The following is a 26,533-nucleotide window of genomic DNA, read 5'->3' on the forward strand; positions in this document are numbered from 1 at the left end:
TCAATAGACGGGCGGCGAAACCACCCAGATCACCACAGCCGGTTCCGCTCCAGGATTGCGCCAGCGGAACGGCTTGCCGTCAAAGCGGAAGGAGTCGCCTGCTCCAAGCCGGTGCCAGACGCCGGCAATTTCGATGTCGAAGCTGCCGGACGCGACGTAGCCGGCTTCCTCGGTCGGCCGGCGGGCCTCGGTCTTCAGCTCGGCACCGGGGGCGAAGACCGAACGCAGCATCTCGAAGCTACCGCCGAGATCCGGCGACAGAAGCTCCTCCACCAGGCCGGAATCGCTTGTGCCAAGGGTGCGCCGGTTGCCGGCGCGCACGACCACGCCGCGTTCGGTCTCGACAGGCACGTCATGGCTGAAGAACAGGCTGACCGGCACGCCGAACAATTCGGCGAAGGCCCTGAGATCGCCGAGCGACGGGATCGACAGGCCGCGCTCGACCTGACTGACCCAGCCGACGGAACGGCCGAGCTTCAGCCCGATTTCGGCAAGCGTCAGGCCGCGCGCCTTGCGCAACGCGCGAATGTCGCCGGCCAGCAGCCGTTCGCCGTTATCTTGTTCCGGTGTTGCGGCGGTTGAGGGCAAAGCCATCCCTGTCTCGATGAAAAATTCCCAGCAAATTTCATGTGACCGCAGGTCTGTGAAAAAATCAAGATGATTTTCATGAACCCACAAGATTTACTTGCGCCATTTTGACGGTTCAGGCAAAGGCTCGGCACACGAGCGGCGAGTGGGGCGTCCGGTCGAGGCGGATAGGGCGTCGAGCGTTCATAGAAACTCGCAAGGATGCTCCATCACTTCTAGTCGGCGCATGATCCTTTCCGGAAAAGCCGGGTTCCAGGATTATGCGCAAAGGGACGGCCCATGCTGGAAAACAACTCCCGGATTGCGGCGGCGATCGTCGATGACGCGATCACCTCGCGCCGGTCCGTACGCGCCTTCTTGCCTGACATGGTCGATGACGACACCATCCGCGATATTCTCGCCGTTGCCGCGCGCGCGCCTTCAGGCACCAACATGCAACCCTGGAAGGTCTATGTGACCAAGGGCGAGGTCAAGCAGCGCATCACCGACGCCATTCTCAGTTCGGGCATCCGCGCCGAAAAGGCGGAGTGGGACGAGTACCGCTACTATCCTGACCAGTTCTTCGAACCCTATCTGACGCGACGGCGGGCCAACGGCTTCGGCCTCTACGGCGTGCTCGGCATCGGCCGGCGCGAGGTCGACAGGATGCGTGCGCAACACGACCGCAATTTCGTCTTCTTCGATGCGCCGGTCGGCTTGATCTTCACCGTCGACCGGCGGCTGAACAAGGGGTCGTGGATCGACTACGGCATGTTCCTGCAGAACATCATGGTCGCGGCGCGGGGCAGGGGCCTACACACCTGCCCGCAGGCCGCCTTCGCGCCCTATCACCGGCAGATCAGGCCCGTGCTCGACATTCCCGACGAGGAGATCGTCGTGTGCGGCATGGCGCTCGGCCACGAGGATACGTCCAAGCCTGAAAATGCCTTCCGCACCGATCGCGCGCCGCTGGAAGAGTGGGTGACGTTCGCCGAGTAAGGTGACGACGCGCCGTCTAGCTACTGCACTTCGTAGCCGACTTCCTCGCTGGCGTGGCAGAGTGCCTTCCAGAACGAGCGTGCGAACGAGCGGAACACATAGATGTCGAACTGATCGGCGCCGGTGCGCTGGATCTGGGCGAAGACGTCGTGATGCATGGTTGAGCGGCCGGCGCCGATCGGGAAGGCCGGCAGCGCGAAGTCGATGGCGAAGAATTTTGCCAGGACCCACTCGGCCTTTGGCCCGGCGATACGGATCGCGGTGCGGCCGTGCGAAAGGTCGGTCACCGTACCGATGGACGGAGTGACGACGTCGGCAAAGGCCGATGCCAATCCCTCGGCCTCATCGACCATTGTGAACTTTCCCGGCGCAAAGCCGAACACCGACCTGACGCCGTCCGTGACACCGCCGCCGGCGCCGTCGGGCAAAGCCAGGCCGGTAACAGTGCGGATGCCGGCCATCAACGCCTTCTCCTGGCCGGGCCAGGCGGCGAGCTGCAGGATCGAACCCGGCCTGGTTTCGGAGAGGATGATTTCGACACCGTGCTCGAAATTGCCATGCGAGCCTGGATGCAGCACCGGCTCAAGCGGTGATTGGCGCTCAACCATGCATGCGGCTCCCGTCCGGATCGAAGAAATGGTTGGAGACGATCTCGACCGGCCCGAACCGGTTGCGCAACGGGTCGGAGACATAAGCGCGCGTGCCGCGCCGCGCCTTGCCGCCCTTGACCAAGGCAAGCGCTATATATTTGCCGAGCGCCGGCGAATAGCAGCAAGCGGTGATGTGACCGAGCGAGCCGTGCGGATTGGCTTCGTCAAGCTCCTCGACGATGTGTGCGCCGCCGTTTAGCGGCTGGTTGTCGAGCGAAACAATACCGACGAGTTCCAGGCGGTCGGGCGCGATCAGCCCCTCGCGATCCATCATCGCCGAACCGATAAACGGCTTCTTCTTCGACAGCATCCAGTCGAGATGCAGGTCGCGCCCCGTGGTACGACCGTCGATCTCGGCGCCGGTGACGTGGCCCTTCTCGATGCGCAGGGTGCCCAGCGCCTCCAGTCCGTAGGTCACCAGCCCGAACGGCTTGCCGGCTTCGATCAGCGCCTCCCAGACATGGGTGCCGTAACCGGCGCCGGAATAGACCTCGAAGGCCATTTCGCCGGAGAAGGACAGCCGGCAGATCATCACCGGCACGCCGGCGATTTCGCCGTGGACGATGCCCATGAAGGGCAGGGCGGCATTGTCGACAGCGGTGCCGCTGACGCAAGCAGCCAATATCTGCCTGGCGTTCGGCCCGCCGATGGCGGCACCGGCCCATTGGTCGGTGACCGAGGTGACGTGGACCTTCAGCTCCGGCCAGATCACGTCGAGAAAATACTCCAGATGCTGCATTACCTTGCCGGCATTGGCGGTGGTGGTGGTCATCAGGAAATCCTGCTCGCCAAGCCGCCAGGTGGTGCCGTCGTCGAAGGCGAGGCCGTCCTCGCGCAGCATTAGCCCATAACGCGCCTTGCCGACGGCCAGCGTCGAAAACATGTTGGTGTAGACGCGGTCGAGGAATTCCGCCGCGTCCGGGCCTTGCACCGCGATCTTGCCCAGTGTCGAGACGTCGACAATGCCGGCGCTCTCGCGCGTGGCTCTCGCCTCGCGCACATAGGCCTGCTCGATCGTTTCACCGGGATGGCCGTAGATCATCGGCCGGTACCAGAGGCCGGCCGAATACATGGTGGCGCCGTTGGCGACGTGCCAGTCATGCATCGGCGTCAGCCGCTCGGGCTTCAGATCGCCGAAGCGTTCGGCGGCAAGCGAGCCGATCGACACCGCCGAAAAAGGCGGACGAAAGCGCGTCGTGCCGACCTGCGGGATCGGCTTGCCCAGCGCCTCGGCCATGATGGCGAGGCCTGGTATGTTGGAACTCTTGCCCTGGTCGGTCGCCATGCCGAGCGTGGTGTAGCGCTTCAGATGCTCGACCGAGACGAAGCCTTCGCGATGCGCCAGCCGCACGTCGTCGGCCGTCACGTCATGCTGGAAGTCGACGAAGCTTTTTCCTGCGGCCTTGATCTCGAACACCGGTGCCGGATCGGGATCGCCAGGTGCTGCCCCGACGGCAGGCAAGGCCGCCGGCGTGGCTGTTGCGCCCGCAGCGGAAAGGCCGGCGGCGCGACCTTCGGCGATCGCCTCGGCGGTGGAGAAACTGCCGGTGAAGGCGCCGGCGCCGATCCATTGCCGTGTTGTCGGTTTCGGCGGCAGGAACGCTTGTAACGCTTCGTTCCATTCCGCTTTGGCTCCGGCCTGGCTGGCCAGATGGATGGTCGGCGACCAGCCGCCCGACATCAGCAGGCAATCGGCGTGGATGCTGCGCGCATCGCCGGAAAGCGCACCACTGGCCATGTCGAAGCGCTGCACCTTGAAGCCGGAAAGCGCCTTGCCGCCCTCGGTGGCTATCACCGCGTGGCCAGAAAAGATCTCGGCTTCGGTCTCGCCGGCCAGCTTGCGCATTTCGCTCGAAAGCTCCGGGCGCGCGTCGACGATGGCGACGACCGCGGCACCGGCCTTCTTCAACGCCAGTGCTGCGCGATAGGCGCTGTCATTGTTGGTGAACAGCGCGACCCTGTGACCCGGCAGCACGCCATATTCATTGGCATAGCGCTCGGCCGCATGCGCCAGCATCACGCCTGGCCGATCATTGCCAGGAAAGACCAAGGGACGCTCCAGGGAGCCGGTGGCCAGCACCACCGATTTGGCGCGGATGGTCCAGTAGCGATGGCGCGGCTCGCCTTTGTCCGGCGTTTCCTTATGGTCGGTGACGCGTTCGATCGCGGCAAGCGTGTTGCCGTCGTAATAGCCCCAGACGGTGGTGCGCGGCAGCAGGCGAACATTGTCATGGCCTTCAAGCTGGCCGGCGGCGCGCGCCGCCCAATCGGCGGCCGGCATGCCATCGATCGTCTCGCCCGACCAATTGGCCGAGCCGCCGAAATGCGGCTCGAGCTCGGCCAGGATGACGCGTGCACCCTGATCGGCGGCCGCCCTGGCGGCCATCAGCCCGGCCGGGCCGGAACCGACTACCAGCACGTCGCAAAACGCGTTCATGCGTTCGTAGCGCGCCGTATCGGGAGCCGTGCCTGCCTTGCCCAGGCCGGCGGCACGGCGGATGAAATGCTCGCAGAACATCCAGAAGCGCGTGCCCTTCAGCGGACCGACCACGGGTCCCATGAAGGTCTTGTAGTAGAAGCCGGCCGACAAAAGCTTGCCGCCGAGCTGGTTGATGGCATTGACGTCCCAGGCAAGCGAGGGGAAGCGGTTCTGGCTCATTGCGGCCAGCCCGTCATAGATCTCGACCATGGTGGCGGGAATGTTCGGCTCGCGAACCTCGCCCCTCAACACAGTCACGAGCGCGTTTGGCTCCTCGACGCCGGCAGTCAGCACGCCGCGCGGGCGGTGATATTTGAACGAACGCCCAAACAGGGTGACGCCGTTGGCCAGCAGCGCCGAAGCCAGCGTGTCGCCGGCATGGCCGGTATAAGGCGCGCCGTCGAAGGTGAAGCGGATGGTCCGCAGCCGGTCGATGCGGCCGCCGGTCTCGGTACGGCGCGGGCTCATGACTTGTCCTCGGCCCTGTGCCGCGCAACCGAGTTGTGGTCGCCGCGCGCGAAGGCAGTGCTGGAGATCTCGTGCGTCAGCGTGTTGCGCACCACCCTGAGATGGGCGCGGCAGCCGCCGGAATGCTGCCAGATCTCATTGTGGTCGCCGGCGGGGTTCAGCCGGTCGTAGACATAAGCGTTCCAGGCGTCGAGGTTTTGCGACGCGGGCTGTGGGCGCTGGCGATTGCCGTCGCCCTGATAGGTGAATTCGATAACGTCGCGCGGGCCGCAATAGGGGCAGGTGATGAGCATGGATCTCTTAAACTTCTCGTTTGACCATGATCTTGTCCGAAAACCGGTTTCCACTTTTCGCTGACGCGGACCTGCGGTTCGGGATCATGGCCTAATGCAGCCGGGGCGTGGCGCCCTGGCCCTTGTCGTCGATCACCATGCCACGGTAAAAGCGGTCGAGCGTGAAGGCCGCGTTGAGATCGTGCGGCTCGTCCTTGGCAATGGTCCAGGCAAAGCACCAGCCGGAAGCCGGCGTCGCCTTGAAGCCGCCATAGCACCAGCCGCAGTTGAGATACATGCCCGGCAGCGGACCGGTGGTGATGATTGGCGAGCCGTCCATCGACATGTCGCAGACGCCGCCCCATGAGCGCAGCATGCGGACGCGGGCGAGCCCCGGGAACAGCGCCAGCATCTCGCTCATCACCTCATCGACGATCGGCAGGCTGCCGCGCTGGGCGTAGCTGTTGTAGCCGTCGAGGTCGCCGCCATAGACAAGGCCGCCCTTGTCCGATTGCGACATATAGAAATGGCCCATGCCGAAGGTCAGGACCGTATCGATAAACGGTTTCAGCGATTCCGTAACGAAGGCCTGCAGCACGTGGCTCTCGATCGGCATTGTCTCGATGCCGGCAAGCCGCATGACCCGCCCGGTGCTGCCGGCCACCGCGACCGCTACCTTTTTAGCGCGGATTTCGCCGCGGGTCGTCGTGACGCCGGTGATGCGGTCGCCGTCGCGCAGGAAGCCGGTGACCTCGCAGTTTTCGACGATGTCGACGCCGCGGCGATCTGCGCCACGCGCATATCCCCAGGCGACCGCATCGTGGCGGGCGGTGCCGGCGCGTCGCTGCATCAGGCCGCCGACGATCGGGAAACGCGCCGTGGCGGAGACGTCCAGCGCCGGCACCAGGCGGGCGATCTCCGCCGTGGTCATCAGTTCCGCGTCGACGCCGAGATGGCGCATGGCGTTGCCGCGCCGGGCATAGTCGTCGAGCTGAGCAGGTGTGTGGGCGAGGTTCAGGCAGCCGCGCTGCGAGAACATGACGTTATAGTTGAGGTCATGCGACAGGTTCTCCCACAGCTTCATCGAATGTTCGTAGAAGCGCGTGTTGGCGGGCAGCAGGTAGTTGGAGCGGACGGCCGTCGTGTTGCGGCCGACATTGCCGGAACCGAGCCAGCCCTTCTCCAGCACCGCGACATTGGTGATGCCGTGCTCCTTGGCGAGATAGTAAGCGGTCGACAGGCCATGGCCGCCGCCGCCGATGACGATGACATCGTAGGACGCCTTCGGGTCGGGCTTGCGCCAGGCCGGCCTCCAGTCCTTGTTTCCGGTCAGCGCGTTCTTGAGAAGCGAAAAGGCCGAATATTCCGCCATTCTTATTGTCATCCATTTCAGGCTTGGCGGCAGACTATAGAGCAGGCGGCCAACGCAAAGCCAAGATTGCGCCATCGCTTTTCGACTCCCCGACTTCGATTGGATATGGCCGACTTCGAAAGCGGGCCGTCAGGGACGGCTTGCCCCCAGATATGTCGGTCTTTATCAAGAGCGGGCCTTTAGAACGCCTTATCGCCCGTGAGTCGCCAGACAATCATGTTTTTCCGACTGCTCCGCTTCGTTCTGGTCCTGATGCTTGTCGCCTCGGCGCCGCTTTCGTTGCGAGCGGTGGCGCAAGGGCTTGGCCAGGCGCCCGCGGGACTGGTCAGTGATCAGCAGAAAATCCTCCAGGACCTGACGACGAAGACCGACAATCTCGAAACGAAGTTCCAGCAGGACGGCGACGATGACGCCAGCCTTGTCGATATTCGGCTGCAGCTGGAAGAAATGTCGCGTGCCTCGCTCAACAGCGCGCTCGCTTTCCGGCCGCGGCTGAGCGAGATCAACAGCCGGCTAGAGCAGCTAGGCCCGCCGCCGGCCGCGGGCCAGCCGGCCGAGCCCGATATCGTGACCGGCGAACGCCAGGCGCTGGCCTCCGAAAAAGCCGAGATCAATGCCGTCATCGCCACGGCGCAAAACCTGTCGATCCGCATCAGCGGGCTGATCGAGAAGATCGGCAATATGCGCAGCGAGCTTTTCCGCAACCAGCTCACCAAGCGCTACGTGCTGTCCGATGCATTGAGCCCGGAGGTCATTTCCGATGCCAACAACGAATTTACCAGTTTCTACAAGGCGGTGTCGTCCTGGCTGAGCTTTGCCTTCAAGTTCAAGTTCCAGGCCGTTCTTGCCGCGGCCTTGATGGCGCTTGCCTTGGCCGCCGTGCTTTTCGTCGGCGGGCGGCGCCTGTTCGGCCGTGTGTTCGAAGCGGACCCCTCGGTGGAGGATCCCTCCTATCTCAGCCGGCTGTCGGTGGCGTTCTGGTCGACATTGCTGCCGACGCTGGCAGTCGGCGTCTTCCTTGCCTCGACCATTTTCTTTTTCAATTATTACAACGTCTTGCGCGGCGATATCGGCATCTTCCTGAATGCGCTGGCTGCCGTTGTCGCGGGTGTGTTCTGCGTCAACCGGCTGACCAATGCGGCGCTTGAGCCGCGACTGCCGAACTGGCGTCTGATCCCTGTCGAAACCGGCCCGGCGCGCTGGCTGGTGCGGCTGACGACGGCCATGGCCGTCGCCATCGGCATCAATTATTTCCTGTCGGTCGTGAACGACAAGATGGGCTCGCCGCTGTCGCTGACCATCGCCAGAAGCTTTGTCGCCACCATCATCGTCGGCGTCATCCTGATCCTGATGGGCCTGCTGAAGCCGTTCAAGGCCGCCGACGGGATCTGGCGGCCGTGGCCGGCGTGGCTGCGTTACACCGCCGTGGCGCTGGGGCTGTTCACCATCGCGTCGGCGCTGTTCGGCTATATCGGCCTTGCCATGTTCGTCTCGGTGCAGGTCGTGATCACCGGCACCATCCTGGTCACCGCCTATATCGGCTTCCTGTCGGCGCGGGCGATCGGCGAGGAAGGCGGCTTCGCCAATAGCTCGATCGGCCGTTGGCTATCCGCCAATTCAAGCTATGAGCCGACCGCGCTCGACCAGCTCGGCCTGGTCGTCAGCGTCGCCATCAACGTGATGATCGTGCTGGTGTTCCTGCCGCTGATCCTGTTGACGTGGGGCTTCCAGCCCGGCGACATCCAGGCTTGGGCCTACAAGCTGGCAACGGGGCTGACCATCGGCTCGGTGACGATCTCGATCACCGGCATCCTCTCAGGCGTCGTTGTCTTCATCATCGGCTATTTCCTGACGCGCTGGTTCCAGGGATGGCTGGACGGCTCGGTGATGGCGCGCGGCCGCGTCGACACCGGCGTGCGCAATTCGATCCGGCTGGCGGTCGGCTATGCCGGCGTCGCCGTCGCGGCACTGGTCGGCATCTCGGCCGCCGGCATCGACCTCTCCAGCCTCGCGCTGGTCGCCGGTGCGCTGTCCCTCGGCATCGGCTTCGGCCTGCAGAATGTCGTCTCGAACTTCGTCTCGGGCCTGATCCTGTTGGCCGAGCGGCCGTTCAAGGTCGGCGACTGGATCGTCGCCGGCGACATCAGCGGCACTGTCAAGAAGATCAGCGTGCGCGCCACCGAGATCGAGACGTTCCAACGGCAATCGGTGATCCTGCCCAATTCAAACCTGATCAACAATGCGGTCGGCAACTGGACGCACCGCAACAAGCTCGGCCGCGTCGACATCAAGGTCGGCGTTGCCTATGGTAGCGACGTCAAGCACGTGCATGGCGTCCTTTTGGAGATCGCACGCAGCCATCCGCTGGTGCTGAAGAACCCGGAACCCTTTGTGCTGTTTTCCAATTTCGGCCCGGCCGCGCTCGAATTCGAGATTCGCGTGTTCCTGGCAGACGTTCTTAGTGGCAATATCGTCCAGAACGACATCCGCTTTGCAATCTTCGATGTGTTCGCCGACCAGCATATCGAAATTCCGTCGGCGCCGCGCGCCGTCGTCGAGACCAAAAAGCACGAGGCGTGGCCGATCGACGACGACAAGATCGAAGTCGAATTCGCCGAGCGAGAGCAAGCAAAAGCACTGGCAGTGGCGGAGGCGAAACGTCTCGCCAAGTCGGGACGCAAGGTGCGGAAGCCTGATCCTGACTAGCTGTTTGGAGCTTGCCTTCAAGCCTTCGGAAACCAATTGCGGCATGAATGCGGCATTCAGTTGCCGTTCAGCTTGCATTGCATATAAGCTCACCTGCAAACGGCGAGAATGCCTTGCAAAATGCAACAGAGGCGGTGGCAACACCGATACTGCAAAATGTGGAAGTCTCTCGTCGCCGCCATCGCTTTTCTGGCCGTGGGCGGTTCGGCCCATGCCGCCAGCGCGGTCAACAAGGACGCTGAGACCCGCACGCTGATCGTGACCGAAGGCGGCGGCAAGACCGAGCTGGCGCTGGCCGCCGGCGAAACCGTGGAATTTTGCCCGAGCGGCTGTTTTGTTACCTTGCCGAATGGCGACCTCGAGGCGCTGACCGGTTCGGAGACCATTGAGATCTCGGGCGGCGTCGCGCGCATCAAGTAAAGTCGACGCCATGATTTTTTGAAGGCCGGGCAAACGCCCGGCCTTTTATTTGCTTCCGGTAATCGGCGATGAAGGTATGCACTTTTCTTCGAAGCTGCGCAGGACGGGCTCTAGCAGCGCCTTCGTACTGAGCAGGGCGAAGGCGTAGGTCTAACTGCATTCGACGGGCTGGTGGCGCGGGCTTTTTTGGCGATGTCGCAAACAGGCTGCAAGCGCGGCGCGGCGCCGCCCTATAGTCTGGCGCAATAGCATCTTGGAGTCGCGGGCAATGGCAGGGTTTCCGGAAAAGGCGAAGGTCGTCATCGTCGGGCTTGGCGGCATCGTGGGCGCATCGGTCGCCCATCACCTGATCGAGCGCGGATGGGACGATATTGTCGGCATCGACAAATCAGGCATCCCGACGGATATCGGCTCGACGGCGCATGCCTCCGACTTCTGCTACACGACCAGCCACGATTTCCTGTCGTGCTGGACGACGCTCTATTCCATCGATTTCTACGAAAAGATGGGCCATTACGCGCGCATCGGCGGCCTCGAGGTCGCCCGCGTCGGCGACGACGCCCGCATGGCGGAGATCAAGCGCAAGATCGCCTCGGCGAAGGCCTTCGGCACACGCGCCCGCCTGATCGATCCCGCCGAGATCAAGGAAAAATTCCCGCTGATCGAAGAACAGACGGTACAGGGCGGCCTGTGGGATCCCGACGCCGGCCTCGTCATCCCGCGCTCGCAGACGGTCGCCGGCAAGCTGGTCGACCAGGCGGAAGCCTCCGGCAAAGTCAGGGCGTTTGCCAATACCTCCGCCAAGTCGCTCGTCATCGAGAACGGCCGCATCAAGGCCGTGGTGACCGACCGCGGCACTATCGAAGCCGACTATGTCGTGGTCTGCACCGGAATCTGGGGACGGCTTATTGCGGAAATGGCGGGCGAGGACCTGCCCGTGATGCCGATCGACCATCCGCTTACCTTCTTCGGGCCGTACACCGAGTTCGCCGGCACCGGCAAGGAGATCGGCTGGCCGCTGCTGCGCGACCAGGGCAACTCGGCTTACATGCGCGATACCGGCGATCCCAAGACGGCCGAAGGCGGGCAGATCGAGTGGGGCTACTACGAAGAGACCAATCCGCGCCTTTGCCATCCGCGCGACATTCTCGAGAAAAACGAGGCACGGCTTTCGCCGTCGCAGCGCGATCTCGACATGGAGCAGATCATGGCGCCGCTCGAGCGCGCCATGGAACTGACGCCGATCCTGGGCGAGTTGGGCTACAATGAGAGCCATTCCTTCAACGGCCTGCTGCAGGTGACGGCGGACGGCGGCCCGTCGATGGGCGAAAGCCAGAAGGTCAGGGGCCTCTGGTATGCCGTTGCCATCTGGGTCAAGGATGGCCCGGGCATGGGCAAGCTCATCGCCGACTGGATGACGGACGGCCGCACGGCGATCGACCACCACGCCATCGACTATTCGCGCTTCTATCCGCACCAGACGAAAGAGCAGTTCATCTGGGACCGCTGCACCGAAACGGCGATGAAGGTCTACAACCCGGCGGTGCATCCGCGCGAACCCTTCTCCAAGGCCCGCAATGTCCGCCGCTCGCCCTTCTGGGAGCGCGAGAAGGAACTCGGCGGCTATTTCATGGAGCTCGGCGGCTGGGAACGCGCCCATGGCTACGCCGCCAACGAGCATTTGCTCGAGAAATACGGCAACCGGGTGCCGATGCGTCAAAACGAGTGGGACAACCGCCATTTCTGGCGCGTCTCGAATGCCGAGCATCTCGCCATGAGCGAGGATTGCGGCATCGTCAACCTGTCGCATTTCGCCATGTACGACGTCGAAGGCCCCGATCACGTCGCGCTGATGGAATGGCTGTGCGCGGCAAAGATCGGCGGCGACGGCAATATCGGCAAGGGCATCTATACCCATTTCCTCGATGAGGAAGGCATGGTGCGCGCCGACCTGACCGTCATCCGCATGGCCGACCGCTGCCGCGTGATCGACGGCGCCGATGCCGGACCGCGCGACTTCCAGTACATGCGCCGGACGGCAGAAGACAAAGGCTTCGACGTTACCGTCACCGACGTGACCGAGAAGTACGTGACCGTCGGCATCTGGGGTCCGAATGCGCGGGCGGCATTGAGCAAGGTCGTGGAAAATCCCGACGGACTGACGCCGGAGAATTTTCCCTTTGCCGCCATCAAGCCTGTCAGGATCGCCGGCAAGGACGTGACCGCCTTCCGCATCTCCTATGTCGGCGAGCAAGGCTGGGAACTGCATATGCGCTACGAGGACGGCCTGGCCGTCTGGGACGCCCTGCGGTCGACCGGCGTAATGGCCTTTGGCGTCGAGACCTATGCCAACAGCCGCCGCATGGAGAAGAGCCTGCGCCTGCAGAACGCGGATCTCTTGACCGAGTACAATCTGCTGGAGGCTGATCTTGCCCGGCCGAAGGTCAAGGAGGCCGATTTCTGCGGCAAGGCAAAGCATCTGGAATATCGCGCCCGGGCGCATCAGCCGGCCATGCTTTGCACCCTTGTGATGACGGACAATACCGATTCCAACGGCGTTCCCCGCTATCCGGTCGGCACGATGCCGGTGATGGACCCGCAAACCGGTGAGACGCTGGTCGACGAGCTCGGCCGTCGGTCGTTCACGACCTCGGTGGCCTATGGTCCGACCCTCGGCAAGAATATCGCGCTCGCCTACCTGCCCTGGGCTTATTGCCAGGAGAGCCGCAAGTTGAGCGTCGAATATTTCGGCGAGAAATACCCGGTCGAAGTGGCCGCCGTCGGCTACAGGCCGCTCTACGACCCGGAGAACCTCAATCCGCGCAGCTGAACTTAGAGACGTGCTCGCAAAAACGTGACTGGAACAGCCGCGCTCTCGGCCGGGCTTTCCTCTTTGTCGGTCGTCGATTTTAGCTTACCGTGCGGCATGTCTGCTTTTGCCTGTGCAAGACATCTCGTCTCGGGTGCCGCCGCGCTGGCGTCGGTGCTATGGCCGGCGGCAATCTCCCGCGCCGCCGAGCCGGTTGACGTCGAACTGGTGCTGGCAGTCGACGTGTCCTTGTCCATGTCGCCCGACGAGCTCGAAATCCAGCGCCACGGCTATGCGGCGGCGCTGACGCACGACGACGTGCTGCAGGCAATCGGCGACGGCGCTCACGGCAAGATTGCCGTCACCTACGTCGAATGGGCAGGCGCGACCTGGCAGCAGGTCGTTGTGCCGTGGACGGTAATCGCCAACCGTGCCGACGCCGAGCGGCTGGCAGCGCAGCTTTCCGCTCATCCGCCGGCCAGTGCCAGGCGCACCTCCATCTCCGGCGCGCTGGAATTCGCCAGCGATCTGTTCGCCGAAAGCGGCTTCCAGGGCGTCAAGCGGGTGATCGACATTTCGGGCGACGGCCCCAACAACCAGGGCGCACCTGTCGACATCACCCGCGACGCCGTGATCAAGCAGGGCATCACTGTCAACGGCCTGCCGCTGATGACCAAGGGCGGCGGGTTCAGCAGCGCTTACGATGTCAACAATCTCGACCGTTACTACAGCGATTGCGTCATCGGTGGGCCAGGTTCCTTCATGATCCCGGTCAATGACTGGACGCAGTTTCCGGAGGCCATCCGCCGCAAGCTGGTGCTGGAGCTTGCCGGTCCGGCCTCGCCGCAGCGAGCGACGGAAGAGGCGGCGCATCCGCCATTGGTGCTGGCACAGGACATCCCCGTCACCGACTGCCTGGTCGGCGAAAAAATGTGGCGCGACCGCAGCTGGATGTACAACAGCCGCTAATGGCGAAGTTTGCTGCCGGCGGCCACATACCGCAGTGCAGCATCGGCTTCATTGACAAGCCTGCGGGCGTCTGTGACACAATTCCCATCCGAACAAAAAAGGGGAACCGACATGAACAGGATCGGAATTCTTGCCACAGGCTTGGCGCTTGCCGCTGGGTTGTGCGCGCCGGCGATAGCCGCCACATCGGTCAGCATCGGCATCAGCGGATGGACGGGCTTTGCGCCGCTGACGCTCGCCAAGCAGGCCGGCATCTTCGAAAAGCATGGCCTCGACGTCACCTTGAAGAAGGTGCCGCAAGCCAGCCGGCCGCTCGCCATCGCCAGCGGCGACCTGCAATGCGCCGCCACCACGGTCGAGACCTGGCTGGTCTGGAACGCCAACGGTGTGACGACTAAGCAGATATTCCAGCTCGACAAGTCCTACGGCGCCGACGGCATCGTCGCCCGCAACGACATCAAGACCGTTGCCGACCTCAAGGGTAAGTCGGTTGCGTCATCGGCGCCGGGCACGTCGCCCTATTTCATGCTGGCCTGGGTGCTCAACAAGAACGGCATGTCGACCAAGGACGTGACGGTCGTCAATCTGGAGCCGGATGCGGCGGCGCAGGCGTTTCTTGCCGGACAGAACGATGCGGCAGTCACCTACGAGCCGTTCATCTCGGCGGTGCGCGAAAAATCCGACCAGGGCCATATCCTTGTGACCACTCTCGACTATCCGATGGTGCTCGACACGGTCGGCTGCACGCCGGAGTTCCTCAAGGCCAATCCGGATGCGGCCAAGGCGCTTGCCGACAGCTATTTCGAGGCACTCGCCCTGATCAAGAGCGATCCGGCGAAATCCTATGAGACCATGGGCGCCGACGTGAAGCAGTCGGCCAAGGAGTTCGAAGAGTCGGCCAAATATCTGAAATGGGCGGACAAGGCCGAAAACAAGCAGTTCTTCACCAAGGAATTCCAGGACTTTTCCAAGACTGCCGGCGAGCTTCTGCTGCAGATGGGACTGATCAAAGAAGCGCCCGACGTCTCGACATTGGCCGACACCAGCGCCGTCGCGGACTGACCGGCAGAATTGTCGCCCGGCGGCGGCGCCCTGCGCCGCCGCCTTTTCATTCAGATCAAAGGACGGTTGACGATGCCGCGCCCCTTGCATCCGGTCTCGCCGGGCATTCGAACCGTGCTCGGCATCTCGTTCTTCGTGCTGTTCGTGGCGTTCTGGGCATGGATCACGCTTGGCGGCCACGTCAATCGCATCTTCCTTGCCGATCCGCTTTCGATGCTGAGAGACGGCTGGCGGCTGCTGGTCGAGGACCGCTTCTGGCTCGACATCCTCATCACCATCTGGCGCGTCTTCGGCGGGTTTCTGATGGCGGCCATCGTGGCCGTGCCGCTCGGCATCGTGATGGGGGCCTGGAAGCCGGTGGAAGCGTTCCTGGAGCCGTTCGTCTCCTTCGCCCGCTATCTGCCGGCATCGGCCTTCATCCCGCTGCTCATCCTATGGGCGGGTGTCGGCGAGCTCGAAAAACTACTAGTGATCTTCGTCGGCTCGGTATTCCAGATCATCCTGATCATCGCGGTCAAGGTCGGCGGCACACGGCGCGACCTGGTCGAGGCGGCCTACACGCTTGGCTCGTCCGACAACGGCATCGTGCGGCGCGTGATCATGCCGGCCAATGCGCCGGAGATTGCCGAGACCCTGCGCCTGGTGCTCGGCTGGGCCTGGACCTATGTCATCGTCGCCGAGCTGATCGGCTCGTCGTCGGGCATCGGTTACATGATCATCAACAGCCAATCGCGGCTGGCGACGGGGCAGATCATCTTCGGCATCATCGTCATCGGCCTGATTGGGCTGTTGTCCGATTTCGCCTTCAAGGCGCTCAACCGTTGGCTGTTTCCATGGAGCCTGGCGTGAGCAAGCTTCTTATTGAAGGCGTCTCGCGCACGTTTGCCGGTGTCGGCGGCGGGCAACCGGTCCAGGCGCTGATGCCGATCGATCTGGCGGTCGCCGCCAACGACTTCATCACCATCCTCGGGCCGTCCGGCTGTGGAAAATCGACGCTGCTCAGGATCGTCGCCGGCCTCGAAGCGCCGAGTGAGGGCCGCGTGTTGCTCGACGGCAAGGCGGTGGACCGGCCGGGTCCAGACCGTGGCATGGTTTTCCAGTCCTATACGCTGTTCCCGTGGCTGACGGTCGCCGAGAACATCGCCTTCGGCCTGCGCGAACGTGGAGTGGCCGAGCGCGAGCGCAGCGACATCGTCGCGTCCTATGTCGATCTGGTCGGTCTGAAAGGTTTTGAGAACCATTGGCCGAAGCAGCTTTCCGGCGGCATGCAGCAACGCACGGCGATTGCCCGGGCACTGGCCAACGATCCGGAGATCCTGCTGCTCGACGAGCCGTTCGGCGCACTCGACAACCAGACCCGCGGGCTGATGCAGGAACTGCTTCTCGGCATCTGGGAGCGCCGGCAAAAGACGGTGCTGTTCGTCACCCACGACATCGAGGAGGCGATCTTCATGGCGTCGCGCGTGGTGGTGATGACGGCGCGGCCCGGCCGCATCAAGTCGGACGTTGCCGTCGACCTGCCGCATCCGCGCCACTATACGCTGAAGACCAGCCCGGAGTTTTCGGCACTGAAGGCGCGGCTGACGGAAGACATCCGCGTCGAGGCAATGCGCACGGCCGAAGCGCATTAACTCAGTGGACTTTCTTCAGCTGATGGCTCGGATCAAGCCGCCAGAAGCTGCTTGCGGTCGACGCGTTCTTGTTGCGGCGAGCGGGCATAGAGTTCGCGATAGCATTTGGAGAAATGCGAGGCGGAAACAAAGCCGCAGGCGACTGCCACTTCGACCACCGGCAACGACGACTGGATCAGCAGGTGCCGGGCGCGGTCGAGGCGGATTTCCAGATAGTAACGGGCAGGGGAGCGCCCCATCTCGGTGCGGAACAGGCGCTCGATCTGCCGGCGCGACAGGTCGACATGGTCAGCGATCTCGATCAGCGAGAGCGGCTCGGAGAGATTGGCCTCCATCAGCTCGATAATGGTCAGAACCTTGGAATTCTGCACGCCGAGACGGGCGCGTAGCGGCAGGCGCTGGCGGTCGGTCGGGCTGCGCACGCGATCGGTCAGCACCTGCTCGCAGACGCGGTTGACGAGGCTCTCGTCGAAATCGTCGCCGATCAGCTTCAGCATCATGTCGAGCGCGGCGGTGCCGCCGGCGCAGGTGTAGATGTTCTGGTCGATCTCGAAGAGGTCGGCGAAGACATTGGCCTTGGGGAACGCCTCGGAAAAGCCCGGCAGGTTCTCCCAATGGATGGCGCAGCGCTTGTTGGACAGCAGGCCGGCGGCGGCCAGGATATGCGCGCCGGTGCACAGGCCACCGACGGCAACGCCGCGATTGTACTCCTCGCGCAGCCAGGCAAAGGCCGATTTGTTCTGGTAGCGCTCGACATTGATGCCGCTGCAGACGATGGCCATGTTCGGCCGGTCCGGTCCGGACATTTTCTTGCGCTCTTCCTCCAGCGAGGTGTTGACGGCGCATTCGACGCCATTCGAGGCGCGCACCGGCTTGCCGTCGATGCTGGCGAGCCGCCAGCGATAGGCTTCATAGCCGAGCATGCGGTTGGCCGAACGCAACGGATCAAGCGCCGTCGCGAAGGCGATCATGGTGAAATCGGGGATCAGGAAGAATACAAACGATCGCCGGATCGGGTGCTTTACGACGTTCACGGGTAGATCCTCACGCTGCAATGGCGCGAACAGGATGTCGCGATCAGCATAGCGACATCAGGAAAAACGTTTCCTGTCAATTGGCTAGATGGCAACGGAAAGACTTTATTTGCGACATGGGTCGCAAATGGGCAATCGCTATGCGGCGAAGGGCACAACGTGCCGCCGGATTGTCCAAACGAGCCGAACAGTCTGCGCACACGAAAACGCCGCCTCGGCAAAGCCGAAGCGGCGCTGGATCGACTTCGAAGCAGCGCTAGGCTGCTTCTGCCAAGATTTGCTGTTTCAGGCGACAAAGCCGAGGCGCGCGGCGGCCATGGCACCGGTCTGGCCAGGCATGGTGTTAGCCAGGCGCTGGCGCTCGAGCGCGGTCGTCAGGTTCATTTCGCGGCGGGCAAAGAGGCGGGCAAAAAGCTTCATGATCATCTCCATTCGGTTGCTCAGACGGGTCGCCTTCGCTTGATGGAGTGGGGCAGCTCGTTTGTTGATGATGATATAGGCTTAGGTGAGGGGAAACTAAATCGCAAAAGCGAAGCACTTGATATGAAAAGCGACACGGAATGCGACAAATTTTGGCATTCTGCCCAGGATTTACGATTATTTACAACGTGTTGATTGCCGGCGCGGGCTGCTATGCGACTTGCTCATATGCGTCATGCGGCGGCGACATGGCTCGGGGAAATCATTTGAATACAAACAAAAAGGCCTGCCGGGCTGATCTGCGCGGCAGGCCTTCAGCTGTTGATACACACGGTTACTTTGCTCCGGCCCAAGATCCCACACCATGGCGAGTGCCAGTCTTGGCATCGGCAGCTTCGGGCCAGCCGATATCCTTCTGCAGTTCAATCGGCAGCGCGCGGATGGCGCGTTCCGTCTGGTAGCGGGCACGGGCCTCGCTGAACTCGGTCGCGATCCGACCGATGGATGACAGGATAGACATCTCATTCTCCTTCGCGTTGGGCCGGGATTGTCCCGGCGCTTGCAGCGTCAGGCGGTACACCGGGTTTGTTTCAGCTTCATTTCGTGTCGATTGCAGGTCCGTGTCATGGTTGTTTCGGGACCACTTCTACGTGTCTTGCCTTCGATGGAGTTGACTATCCTCCCAAACTGATGTTCAATCAAACGAAATGGAATGATGGTTTGCATCAGAAAAATTGAAGGTCGCTTCCCATGAACGCCCCACTCAATCATCCACTGCCGCTGCTCGATCTCGATGTTCTGCGCACTTTCGTCGCAATCGCCGAGACCGGCAGTTTCACCACTGCGGCCAATGCGGTCTTCCGCACGCCGTCGGCCGTCTCCATGCAGATCAAGAAGCTGGAGGACATTCTCGGCCGCTCGGTGTTCGCGCGCGACGCCCGTTCGGTGACGCTGACCACCGATGGCGAGATGCTGCTCGGCTATGCGCGCCGGCTGCTGTCGATCAATCGCGAGGTGGTGTCGAAGTTCATCATTCCAGACATTGTCGGGGTGGTGCGGCTCGGCTCGCCGGACGATTACGGCGAACGTGTGCTGCCGCATGTGCTGAAGCGGTTCGCACAATCGCATCCATCGATCGCAGTCGACGTCACCATCGACCAGAGCGTCAATTTGCGCCGGCGCATGGACGACCGGGCGCTCGACATCACGCTGCTCACCAACTCCTACAAGACCAGCGCGATCGGCGCCGAAGTGCTGCTCACAGAGCCGATCGTCTGGGCCGGTGCCAAGGGCGGTTGCGCGCATCTGCGCGAGCCGCTGCCGGTCTCATTGTGGGAAGAGGGCTGTGCCTGGCGGGCAGGGGCATTGGAGGCGCTTGGCCGCGAGGGCCGCAACTACCGCATCGCCTATATGAGCGCACACACGGCCGGCCAGCGCGCCGCGATCATGGCGGATCTTGCAGTCGCGCCGCTGCCGAAATCGTTCCTCGGCAGTGACATGGTCGAGTTGTGCCCGAAGGACGGTATGCCTGACATCGGCACCTACAATCTCGCCATGGTGGTGACGCCAGACGCCAGCGCGCCGGTGAAGGCAGTCGCCGACCATATCCGCGCGACGTTTGAGATGTTCAGGGAAACTGGGAAGTTCTGACCCAAACTACGACCTGAGCGGCGCAACCAGATCGCGAGGGGTTCCGTCGCGGTCTGTCCTCTGCAGCGACAACACGCCTGCCGTGGCATGATAACTGTCAGTTTCGTTGGTCAAGAAGGCCACTATACTGTCCCGCGCGCGTCGCGCCTCCGGCATGTCGATCAACGGCCAGACATGGAACATGCCTTGCTCGTGGACGACCTCAATTTCGACGCCGGCCGCGCGTGCCTTTTCAGCGAAGATCAGATTGTCGGGGGTGAGCAGATCGCGTGAACCGGTCAGCAGCAACGTTTTGGGCAGCACCGACAGGTCGCCGTAAACCGGGCTGATGCGCCAGTCGGTGGGATCTATACCGGCGCTGTAAAGCCGGATCGCCTCGCGGCCGCCAGCAATGCCCAGCCACGGATCGTTGCGTTCAGCCTCATACATTTCTGGGTTGGCGAGCGACACGTCGAGGCCGGGCGAAATCAGCACGTGGCGTGATGGCAAGGGCAGGCCGTCTTGCGCAGCCATCATGGTCAGCACGACGGCCATGTTTCCGCCGGCGGAATCGCCCATGAAGATGATGTCATTCGCCCCGGTTTCGCCGAACATCTGGCGGTAGACGGCGCCGACCATGCCGAACATGGCGTGGAAATCGTGTTCGGGAGCAATGGGATAGATCGGCACAGTGATGCCGAACCCGAGACGGTCGGCCATGTCCGCGATCAGCCGCCAATGATAGGGTGTGATTTCAAAGACGTAAGCGCCGCCGTGCAGGTAGAGAATCCGCCTCCGCTCGCCAGCCTTGGGCGCGATCTCGTAGACGGGGAAGCCGCTGATCGTGCGGGTTGTGATCTCCAGGCGCGACTGCAGCGACGCAGGCGGCTGATGGTTTTCAGTCTTGCGCGCATAGGCGATCCAGCGCTGCAGGTTCTCCGGGCTGGAAAACGCCTTCTTGCGGCTGTACCTGAGGACGAACGACACGACGTGGCTTTTGAGGCTGGGCATACAGATACACGGACTTCGGCTGAGCCGACTAAGAGAACCCCCGACTATTTCGAAGATTGTGTCGCCACCAAAAAAGTCAAGATTTATGCGATCTCAACACGGTGGTTTGATCCCGGCCGGCGACAAAGTGTCCGGCCTATGGAGTCCCTGGCCCAGCGGCGCAGCTCAACGCCGGGGCAGTAATGCGGCGCGCAGCCAATTGCTGGGTGCAGCCGGAGCCGCATTGCGGCCCCGGCGAATACCGAGCAGCTTGCATTTGTCGGTGAATTTCATCCGCGCTGCATGCCCCAGCCGACCGAAAGCTGCTTTTTGCTCGATCGCGGCGACACCGGCCAGCCAATGTCCTTCTGGATCTCAGGCGGCAGGCTGTTCAGGATGCGCAGTGACTTGCGCGCTTCGCGTGCTTTCTTGAAGGCCGCACCATAGCGGCCGAGGCTTTCGAACATCGACATCTTGATCTCCTTTGGAGCGTTGCGGTGGCCGGAAACTGGTTCTGCCTGCCGTTCGATGCCGGTTAAATGCACCGCCTATGTATGTGGCGGATTTCACGAAAACGCGATTTCGTTTCCAGATCGGCGCGATCTGGAAACATTTGCATACAAATGAAAATGGAAGGTATGACAGGCCTAGCGGGGGCGAGTCATCCCCGCCCGCGCCGCGCGGCGTGGCCTTCGCGCGAACGCCGCCGCGGGGCGGCGTCGCCGGCAATGCCGTCTTCGCTCACCGTCTTGCGCGGCGGCAGTTTGACCGCCGCCGAAAGCTTGGGGAACGGGTCGATCTTGTTCGGCAGCGCCATGGCGTAGACGAAATGCTCCTGGAATTTCGGCTCCAGGGCCGTCTCAATCTTCTCGATCCTGCTGACGGTTTCCTCGATCTCGCGGCGATAGCCGCGGTTCAACAGCGCCATGCGGGCACCGGCGCCGGCCGCATTGCCAACGGCCGAGACCTTGTCGAGGTCGCAATCCGGGATCAGGCCCAGCACCATTGCGTATTTCGGGTCGATGAACGAGCCGAATGCACCGGCGAAGTGGATGCGGTCGACATGATCAGTGTGCTGCTTTTCCATCAAAAGCTTGGTGCCGGCATAAAGGGCGGCCTTGGCAAGCTGGATAGCGCGCACGTCGGTCTGGGTGATGGTGATCTTGGGCCCGCCTTCCTTCAGCACATAGGAGAAGGTGCGGCCGTTGGCGACGACGCGCGGCGAGCGGGCGCTCAGCGATCCGTCGACGACACCGTCCTCGGAGATGACGCCGGCGAGATACATCTCGGCGACTACCTCGATGATGCCGGAGCCGCAGATGCCGGTGACGCCGGTCGCCTGCACGCTGTCGAGGAAGCCCGGCTCGTCGGACCAGAGTTCCGAGCCGATGACGCGATATTTGGGCTCCAGCGTTTCGGGATCGATACGGACGCGCTCGATGGCACCCGGTGCGGCGCGCTGGCCGCCGGAGATTTCCGCGCCCTCAAAGGCCGGGCCGGTCGGCGAGGATGCCGCCACGACCCGCTGGCGATTGCCGAGCACGATCTCGGCATTAGTGCCGACATCGACGATCAGCATCATTTCGTCCTGGCGGTGCGGCCCCTCCGACAGCGTCACCGCCGCCGCATCGGCGCCGACATGGCCGGCAATGCAAGGCAGCATATAAAGCCTGGCGCCCTGGTTGAGCTTCAGGCCGATATCCGATGCCTTGATGTGGACGGCGCCGGAGATCGCTAGCGCGAAGGGAGCGCCGCCGAGCTCGGTCGGATCGATGCCGAGGAACAGATGGTGCATGATCGGATTACCGACGAAAATGGAATCCAGTATGTCGTTGCGCTGGACGCTGCCTTCGGCGCAGACCTTGTCGACGAGGCCCGAAATGGCCTCGCGCACGGCGACTGTCATGCCTTCGCGGCCGTCCGGGTTCATCATCACGTAAGAGACGCGGCTCATCAGATCCTCGCCGAAGCGGATCTGCGGATTGGATGTACCCGACGAGGCGGCGACGCGGCCCGATAGCAACGACACCAGATGCATGGCGATCGTGGTCGAGCCGATATCGCAGGCAAGCCCGTACGCCTCGTTCTTGAGGCCTGGCCACAAGGCGATGACCCGTGCGGTCTCGCTGTCGGTGTCCTTGTGGATGGCGGCGGTCGCTGCCCAGTTGCCTTTGCGCAAAATGCCTTGCACCTGCGGCAACAGATGGAAATCGAAATCGAGGCTCTTGAGGCCCCAGTCCTTCATCAGCGCGATTTTCAGGCGGTCGAGGTCGCCGAGCGGCTTGTGCATGTCGGGTTCTTCGATCTCGACATAGCACATGCGGATTGCCGCATCGCGGGCGATGACCCTGGTGTCGGCGTCTTTGCGGATGGTTTGCGCGTTGATGACGGTGTCCTGCGGCACGTCGACGACGAGATCGCCGAGAATCTGCGCCGAGCAGGACAGGCGGCGGCGTTCGGGCAGCCCACGAACGCGCTCGTAGCGCTCTTCCTTTGCGCCCTTGGGCGAGATGTGGTCGTTGGAGGAAACGATCTTGTGCTTGGCGAAATTGCCTTCCTGCACCTCAATCTGGCAACGCCCACAAGTGGCACGCCCGCCGCACACGCTCTCGACATAGACACCGAGCTGGCGCGCGGCATCCAGCACCGGCGTGCCGACCGGAAACCGCCCCCGCTTGCCAGACGGCATGAACAGCACGAGCGGATCGGTGATGTTGACGGGAGAGTTCATACGTTCCAGACTTTACTTTCTACGCTGCTCAGGTCTTGGCCGCGGCAGCGATGCCGCAGTGTTTCGGTTCCTCCCCAGTCCTAAGCCCCATATCGTGTCGGCCAAGCCATGGCTCAACCCCGGGCCATCCGCGCTTCGCGGCCGCCGCGCCTGCGTCCGCCATTGCCATTGCCATCGCCCGGCGCGTTGACCTGCGTCCGGGCGGCAACGGCCTGGCCGCCTTCGGCAGGCTTGTAATCCTTGTAGGTCCTGATCCAGTTGGTGCAGTTCTCATCGGTGCCGTTCAGCACATTGGCGCCACGCACCGCTTCCATTTCCTGCGGCCGCACCGGGTTCATGATCGCCGAGGTCATGCCGGCGCCGATCACCATCGGAATGAAGGCGGCGTTGATGCCATGACGGTGCGGCAGGCCGAACGAGATGTTAGAGAGGCCGCAGGTGGTGTTGACCTTGAGCTCCTCGCGCAGGCGGCGTAGCAGTGCAAACACCTGGCGGCCGGCATCGCCCAACGCGCCGATCGGCATGACCAGCGGGTCGACGACCACGTCATGCGCCGGAATACCGAAGTCTGCGCAGCGCTGAACGATCTTCTTGGCGACGGCAAAGCGCACGTCGGGGTCCATCGAAATACCGGTCTCGTCGTTGGAAATGGCGACGACCGGAACGTTGTATTTCTTGACCAGAGGCAGGATGGCCTCGAGCTTTTCCTCCTCGCCAGTGACGGAGTTGACCAGCGGTCGGCCCTTGGCGACTTTCAGCGCCGCTTCGATCGCCGCGGTCACCGAGGAGTCGATCGACAGCGGCAGGTCGACCAGGCCCTGCACGATCTCCAGGGTCTGCACCAGCAGGCCGGGTTCGGTCTCGTTCGGGTTGACCGAGGTGACGCCGGCATTGACGTCGAGCATGGTTGCGCCGCAGGCGGCCTGTTCCAGCGCATCCCTGATGACGGTCTCAAAATTGCCCGCGATCATTTCGGCGGCCAGCTTTTTGCGGCCGGTCGGGTTGATGCGCTCGCCGATCACGCAGAAGGGCTGATCGAAGCCGATGATGATTTCTCGTGTCGCCGAGGCGACGATGGTCCGGGTCATGAAATCTCTCCATCGTGATATAAAGAGTTCTTTATATCGTTATCTGTTTCTGATCAAGCGAATGCTGACGATTCGCGCTGTCAATGCGCGGTCTTGACCATGTCGACCTGGGTTTCGGTGAGGTCGTCATGCAGTATGTGGTCGAGCCGGTCGGCAACGAGCTGGTCGTCGCGGCGGATTTCGCGCTTCCACGGCCGACGGCCCTTCAGCACGCCGGACTCGTCGACGATCTCGGCGACATACTCTTCCTGGCGATAGGCCATCACATGGACGCCGGACACACCTGGAATTTCCTTCACCTCATTGATGATGTCGATGCAGAGCTGCTTGCCTTCCTTCTTCTGATCCTGAGCGCCTTCCAGGCGCTTGACGATCTGATCGGGAATGTGAATGCCCGGCACGTTGGAGCGGACCCATCTGGCCGTCTTGGCCGAGGCCAGCGGCCCGACTCCGCACAGGATGAAGCATTTCTCGGTATAGCCGAGGTCGCGGACCTTCTGCATGTAGGTGCGGAACATCGGTACGTCGAAGCAGTACTGGCTCTGCACGAACTGCGCGCCGGCGGCGATCTTCTTGCCCAGCCGATACGGCCGGAAATCGATCGGCGGCGCGAACGGGTTGATGGCCGCGCCAAGGAAAAGCTGCGGCGGCGTGGTGAGTTTGCGGCCGGACAGGAATTTGCCGTTATCGCGCATGATGCGGCAGGTTTCGAGCAGCGACATGCAGTCGAGATCGAACACCGGCTTGGCGCCGGGCTGGTCGCCGGCCTGCACGCCGTCGCCAGTCAGGCACAGCATGTTGGCAACACCCATCGCGGCACCCCCCAGCACGTCGCCCTGGATGGCGATGCGGTTCCGGTCGCGGCAGGCGATTTGCATGATCGGGGCATAACCCATGCGGGTCAGCAGCGCGCAAATACCGACCGACGACATGTGGCAGTTGGCCCCGGAAGCGTCGACGGCATTGATGGCGTCGACCCAGCCGTCGAAAATCCTGGCGCGGTTGTAGACGTCTTCCGGATCGGCGCTGTCGGGCGGATTGAGCTCGGTCGTCACTGCGAACTCGCCGCGTCGCAGGACCCGCTCAAGCCGGCCGCGCGAGGTGTGACCGGGCAGGGGATCGAGCGGCAAATGGATGCCGGCCGGATTCTCGTCTGGCTGACGGCCGATCATGCCGACGCTCCGGTGTTCGTAGTATTCTGGGCCGCATTGCGGGCGGCCGCGGCCTGCGCGGTCACCCGCAGCCAGGCGGAGGTTTCGCGCAAGGACTGATCCACCGGCTTCTGCACGTCCAAAATCTTGTCGCCATGCACCATGTTCTGCGAGCCTTCCCAGGCCTTGACCCAGACGCAAGGCATATCAGGCTCGACCTCGCAATTGCCGTTGGCGCGCACACCGCCGCAAGGGCCGTTGCGCAATTGCTTAGGGCAGTTCATCGGGCACGACATGCCGGTCGAGGAAAGAATGCACTGACCGCACATGCGGCAGTCGAACATGAAGCCCTTGACGCGCTTCTCGACGAATTTCACCGGCCCTTCGACACGGCTGTAGCCGATGCCTTTCCATAGCGGGTGGAGAGTCAGGAACATGTCGGCGAATTTGGCGTAGAACCACTCGAGCAGCCGCGAATGCCGCACCGACCAAAGCCGCACCGCAAACGAGCGCTGCACGCGCCGCTGCGGCGACACGTCAGCCGGCTTGTAGTCGGATTTCGGCGCCGCCTTCTTGACGATTGTCGCCTGGGTCACGCCGCCTTGAGCCGTCGTCGCCGGCATTGATTGGGGATCAGACATTTTCTTTGCCGCCCGCCTTGACCAGAGCGACCAGCCGCTCACGGTCGTATTTCGCATCGAGCTCCTGAAGAGCCTTCTCGGCCTCGACTTCAAGATCGTCACTGACTGGGACGGGCTCTGCCTTGCGCCATTCGGCAAGATAGTCGTCGGTGCCGCCGGCGCCGGTGCGCATGGCGCACATGTCGATCGCCTCGGTGAAGCGCAGCGGCAGTTCGCGCTTGGCGTTCTGCCGGCCCTTCTTGATGATGACCTGGGCGGGGATGTCGCGCCAGTAGACGACGATCAGATCGGCCATGAATTCCTGCTCCTGGAGAGCGCCGCGCGTCCAATCGAACGCACAAACGATGCTCTACCACCTAACTCCGCTGCATCGTGCCCTCCGAAGATCGATTCCGATCCTTTGGGCCGATGCAGTGGTTTCGAGCATTGCCGGAAGCGCTGTTGG

At 62.9% G+C, this 26,533-nt stretch carries 24 protein-coding genes; 9 read left to right on the forward strand and 15 right to left on the reverse strand.

The features are described from left to right. Positions 1-594 (reverse strand): helix-turn-helix domain-containing protein, encoded by a 594-nt coding sequence (locus NKJ93_RS16150; protein WP_352484512.1) that lies wholly within the window; start codon positions 592-594, stop codon positions 1-3. 273 nt (positions 595-867) lie between these two features. On the opposite strand from NKJ93_RS16150, the gene NKJ93_RS16155 reads away from it, so the two are divergent. After that, on the forward strand, positions 868-1,566 hold the full coding sequence (locus NKJ93_RS16155; protein ID WP_023719914.1) for a nitroreductase: 699 nt from the start codon (positions 868-870) through the stop codon (positions 1,564-1,566). Positions 1,567-1,586: 20 nt separating this feature from the next. Here the strand turns inward: NKJ93_RS16155 and NKJ93_RS16160 are convergent, their stop codons facing one another. The 4 genes from NKJ93_RS16160 to NKJ93_RS16175 form a co-directional block, all read right to left on the reverse strand. After that, on the reverse strand, positions 1,587-2,174 hold the full coding sequence (locus NKJ93_RS16160) for a sarcosine oxidase subunit gamma (protein ID WP_023719915.1): 588 nt from the start codon (positions 2,172-2,174) through the stop codon (positions 1,587-1,589). Then, entirely contained in the window at positions 2,167-5,163 is a 2,997-nt protein-coding gene (locus tag NKJ93_RS16165; RefSeq protein ID WP_023719916.1) for a sarcosine oxidase subunit alpha, read from the reverse strand. The genes NKJ93_RS16160 and NKJ93_RS16165 overlap by 8 nt, the downstream gene beginning before the upstream one ends. After that, a complete protein-coding gene (locus tag NKJ93_RS16170) occupies positions 5,160-5,456 on the reverse strand; it encodes a sarcosine oxidase subunit delta (protein ID WP_023719917.1) in 297 nt (98 codons plus the stop codon). Before NKJ93_RS16170 ends, NKJ93_RS16165 begins: the two co-directional genes overlap by 4 nt. Positions 5,457-5,547: 91 nt before the next feature. Further along, complete coding sequence (locus tag NKJ93_RS16175; RefSeq protein WP_023719918.1) at positions 5,548-6,807, reverse strand: sarcosine oxidase subunit beta; 1,260 nt, start codon at positions 6,805-6,807, stop codon at positions 5,548-5,550. Between the two features lie 216 nt (positions 6,808-7,023). On the opposite strand from NKJ93_RS16175, the gene NKJ93_RS16180 reads away from it, so the two are divergent. The 7 genes from NKJ93_RS16180 (at position 7,024) to NKJ93_RS16210 (ending at position 16,404) form a co-directional block, all read left to right on the forward strand. After that, positions 7,024-9,513: a mechanosensitive ion channel family protein gene (locus NKJ93_RS16180; RefSeq protein WP_352484517.1), complete on the forward strand. Its 2,490-nt coding sequence runs from the start codon at positions 7,024-7,026 to the stop codon at positions 9,511-9,513. 156 nt (positions 9,514-9,669) lie between these two features. Continuing rightward, positions 9,670-9,933, forward strand: a complete 264-nt coding sequence (locus tag NKJ93_RS16185) for a hypothetical protein (RefSeq protein ID WP_023676533.1) — start codon at positions 9,670-9,672, stop codon at positions 9,931-9,933. Between the two features lie 268 nt (positions 9,934-10,201). Further along, a complete protein-coding gene (locus NKJ93_RS16190) occupies positions 10,202-12,763 on the forward strand; it encodes a GcvT family protein (RefSeq protein ID WP_352495942.1) in 2,562 nt (853 codons plus the stop codon). Positions 12,764-12,859: 96 nt separating this feature from the next. Beyond that, entirely contained in the window at positions 12,860-13,711 is an 852-nt protein-coding gene (locus NKJ93_RS16195; RefSeq protein WP_352495943.1) for a DUF1194 domain-containing protein, read from the forward strand. 111 nt (positions 13,712-13,822) lie between these two features. Then, the gene (locus NKJ93_RS16200) at positions 13,823-14,773 is read left to right on the forward strand and encodes an ABC transporter substrate-binding protein (protein ID WP_352495944.1); all 951 of its coding nucleotides are present in this window, start codon (positions 13,823-13,825) and stop codon (positions 14,771-14,773) included. 72 nt (positions 14,774-14,845) lie between these two features. Continuing rightward, on the forward strand, positions 14,846-15,622 hold the full coding sequence (locus NKJ93_RS16205) for an ABC transporter permease (RefSeq protein ID WP_352484520.1): 777 nt from the start codon (positions 14,846-14,848) through the stop codon (positions 15,620-15,622). Then, entirely contained in the window at positions 15,619-16,404 is a 786-nt protein-coding gene (locus NKJ93_RS16210; RefSeq protein WP_352495945.1) for an ABC transporter ATP-binding protein, read from the forward strand. Before NKJ93_RS16205 ends, NKJ93_RS16210 begins: the two co-directional genes overlap by 4 nt. A gap of 32 nt (positions 16,405-16,436) precedes the next feature. Here the strand turns inward: NKJ93_RS16210 and NKJ93_RS16215 are convergent, their stop codons facing one another. From NKJ93_RS16215 to NKJ93_RS16225, 3 genes are all read right to left on the reverse strand, one after another. Then, the gene (locus tag NKJ93_RS16215) at positions 16,437-17,375 is read right to left on the reverse strand and encodes a GlxA family transcriptional regulator (protein ID WP_302895626.1); all 939 of its coding nucleotides are present in this window, start codon (positions 17,373-17,375) and stop codon (positions 16,437-16,439) included. 348 nt (positions 17,376-17,723) lie between these two features. After that, the gene (locus NKJ93_RS16220; protein WP_013894968.1) at positions 17,724-17,858 is read right to left on the reverse strand and encodes a hypothetical protein; all 135 of its coding nucleotides are present in this window, start codon (positions 17,856-17,858) and stop codon (positions 17,724-17,726) included. Positions 17,859-18,192: 334 nt separating this feature from the next. Next, a complete protein-coding gene (locus NKJ93_RS16225; RefSeq protein ID WP_023719925.1) occupies positions 18,193-18,378 on the reverse strand; it encodes a hypothetical protein in 186 nt (61 codons plus the stop codon). A gap of 230 nt (positions 18,379-18,608) precedes the next feature. Between NKJ93_RS16225 and NKJ93_RS16230 the strand changes: the two genes are divergently transcribed. Further along, the gene (locus tag NKJ93_RS16230) at positions 18,609-19,508 is read left to right on the forward strand and encodes a LysR substrate-binding domain-containing protein (protein WP_023676521.1); all 900 of its coding nucleotides are present in this window, start codon (positions 18,609-18,611) and stop codon (positions 19,506-19,508) included. Between the two features lie 6 nt (positions 19,509-19,514). Here the strand turns inward: NKJ93_RS16230 and NKJ93_RS16235 are convergent, their stop codons facing one another. From NKJ93_RS16235 to NKJ93_RS16265, 7 genes are all read right to left on the reverse strand, one after another. Then, positions 19,515-20,498 carry an alpha/beta hydrolase gene (locus NKJ93_RS16235; protein WP_023719926.1) on the reverse strand — a complete coding sequence of 328 codons (984 nt, stop codon included), beginning with the start codon at positions 20,496-20,498 and terminating at the stop codon, positions 19,515-19,517. A 269-nt stretch (positions 20,499-20,767) separates the two neighbouring features. Then, the gene (locus NKJ93_RS16240) at positions 20,768-20,950 is read right to left on the reverse strand and encodes a hypothetical protein (RefSeq protein WP_023719927.1); all 183 of its coding nucleotides are present in this window, start codon (positions 20,948-20,950) and stop codon (positions 20,768-20,770) included. A gap of 188 nt (positions 20,951-21,138) precedes the next feature. Beyond that, entirely contained in the window at positions 21,139-23,208 is a 2,070-nt protein-coding gene (locus tag NKJ93_RS16245) for an ASKHA domain-containing protein (protein WP_023719928.1), read from the reverse strand. Between the two features lie 113 nt (positions 23,209-23,321). Beyond that, positions 23,322-24,296, reverse strand: a complete 975-nt coding sequence (locus NKJ93_RS16250) for a methyltetrahydrofolate cobalamin methyltransferase (protein ID WP_023719929.1) — start codon at positions 24,294-24,296, stop codon at positions 23,322-23,324. Positions 24,297-24,376: 80 nt separating this feature from the next. After that, a complete protein-coding gene (locus NKJ93_RS16255; RefSeq protein WP_023719930.1) occupies positions 24,377-25,468 on the reverse strand; it encodes a methylenetetrahydrofolate reductase in 1,092 nt (363 codons plus the stop codon). Then, positions 25,465-26,088 (reverse strand): methylenetetrahydrofolate reductase C-terminal domain-containing protein, encoded by a 624-nt coding sequence (locus NKJ93_RS16260; protein WP_023719931.1) that lies wholly within the window; start codon positions 26,086-26,088, stop codon positions 25,465-25,467. Before NKJ93_RS16260 ends, NKJ93_RS16255 begins: the two co-directional genes overlap by 4 nt. Further along, positions 26,081-26,383 (reverse strand): virulence factor, encoded by a 303-nt coding sequence (locus tag NKJ93_RS16265; protein ID WP_023719932.1) that lies wholly within the window; start codon positions 26,381-26,383, stop codon positions 26,081-26,083. The genes NKJ93_RS16260 and NKJ93_RS16265 overlap by 8 nt, the downstream gene beginning before the upstream one ends. Positions 26,384-26,533: the final 150 nt, after the last annotated feature.

Origin of the sequence: Mesorhizobium sp. M0028, assembly GCF_040323855.1 — a bacterium.
GTDB lineage: Bacteria > Pseudomonadota > Alphaproteobacteria > Rhizobiales > Rhizobiaceae > Mesorhizobium.

Coding starts and splice junctions, on each gene's coding strand:
- NKJ93_RS16180 (WP_352484517.1), top strand. CDS start 7,024: ATGTTTTTCCGACTGCTCCGCTTCGTTCTGGTCCTGATGCTTGTCGCC.
- NKJ93_RS16170 (WP_023719917.1), bottom strand. CDS start 5,456: ATGCTCATCACCTGCCCCTATTGCGGCCCGCGCGACGTTATCGAATTC.
- NKJ93_RS16200 (WP_352495944.1), top strand. CDS start 13,823: ATGAACAGGATCGGAATTCTTGCCACAGGCTTGGCGCTTGCCGCTGGG.
- NKJ93_RS16190 (WP_352495942.1), top strand. CDS start 10,202: ATGGCAGGGTTTCCGGAAAAGGCGAAGGTCGTCATCGTCGGGCTTGGC.
- NKJ93_RS16205 (WP_352484520.1), top strand. CDS start 14,846: ATGCCGCGCCCCTTGCATCCGGTCTCGCCGGGCATTCGAACCGTGCTC.
- NKJ93_RS16225 (WP_023719925.1), bottom strand. CDS start 18,378: ATGTCTATCCTGTCATCCATCGGTCGGATCGCGACCGAGTTCAGCGAG.
- NKJ93_RS16230 (WP_023676521.1), top strand. CDS start 18,609: ATGAACGCCCCACTCAATCATCCACTGCCGCTGCTCGATCTCGATGTT.
- NKJ93_RS16250 (WP_023719929.1), bottom strand. CDS start 24,296: ATGACCCGGACCATCGTCGCCTCGGCGACACGAGAAATCATCATCGGC.
- NKJ93_RS16215 (WP_302895626.1), bottom strand. CDS start 17,375: ATGATCGCCTTCGCGACGGCGCTTGATCCGTTGCGTTCGGCCAACCGC.
- NKJ93_RS16235 (WP_023719926.1), bottom strand. CDS start 20,498: ATGCCCAGCCTCAAAAGCCACGTCGTGTCGTTCGTCCTCAGGTACAGC.
- NKJ93_RS16185 (WP_023676533.1), top strand. CDS start 9,670: ATGTGGAAGTCTCTCGTCGCCGCCATCGCTTTTCTGGCCGTGGGCGGT.
- NKJ93_RS16160 (WP_023719915.1), bottom strand. CDS start 2,174: ATGGTTGAGCGCCAATCACCGCTTGAGCCGGTGCTGCATCCAGGCTCG.
- NKJ93_RS16220 (WP_013894968.1), bottom strand. CDS start 17,858: ATGAAGCTTTTTGCCCGCCTCTTTGCCCGCCGCGAAATGAACCTGACG.
- NKJ93_RS16175 (WP_023719918.1), bottom strand. CDS start 6,807: ATGGCGGAATATTCGGCCTTTTCGCTTCTCAAGAACGCGCTGACCGGA.
- NKJ93_RS16150 (WP_352484512.1), bottom strand. CDS start 594: ATGGCTTTGCCCTCAACCGCCGCAACACCGGAACAAGATAACGGCGAA.
- NKJ93_RS16240 (WP_023719927.1), bottom strand. CDS start 20,950: ATGTCGATGTTCGAAAGCCTCGGCCGCTATGGTGCGGCCTTCAAGAAA.
- NKJ93_RS16165 (WP_023719916.1), bottom strand. CDS start 5,163: ATGAGCCCGCGCCGTACCGAGACCGGCGGCCGCATCGACCGGCTGCGG.
- NKJ93_RS16255 (WP_023719930.1), bottom strand. CDS start 25,468: ATGATCGGCCGTCAGCCAGACGAGAATCCGGCCGGCATCCATTTGCCG.
- NKJ93_RS16265 (WP_023719932.1), bottom strand. CDS start 26,383: ATGGCCGATCTGATCGTCGTCTACTGGCGCGACATCCCCGCCCAGGTC.
- NKJ93_RS16260 (WP_023719931.1), bottom strand. CDS start 26,088: ATGTCTGATCCCCAATCAATGCCGGCGACGACGGCTCAAGGCGGCGTG.
- NKJ93_RS16245 (WP_023719928.1), bottom strand. CDS start 23,208: ATGAACTCTCCCGTCAACATCACCGATCCGCTCGTGCTGTTCATGCCG.
- NKJ93_RS16155 (WP_023719914.1), top strand. CDS start 868: ATGCTGGAAAACAACTCCCGGATTGCGGCGGCGATCGTCGATGACGCG.
- NKJ93_RS16195 (WP_352495943.1), top strand. CDS start 12,860: ATGTCTGCTTTTGCCTGTGCAAGACATCTCGTCTCGGGTGCCGCCGCG.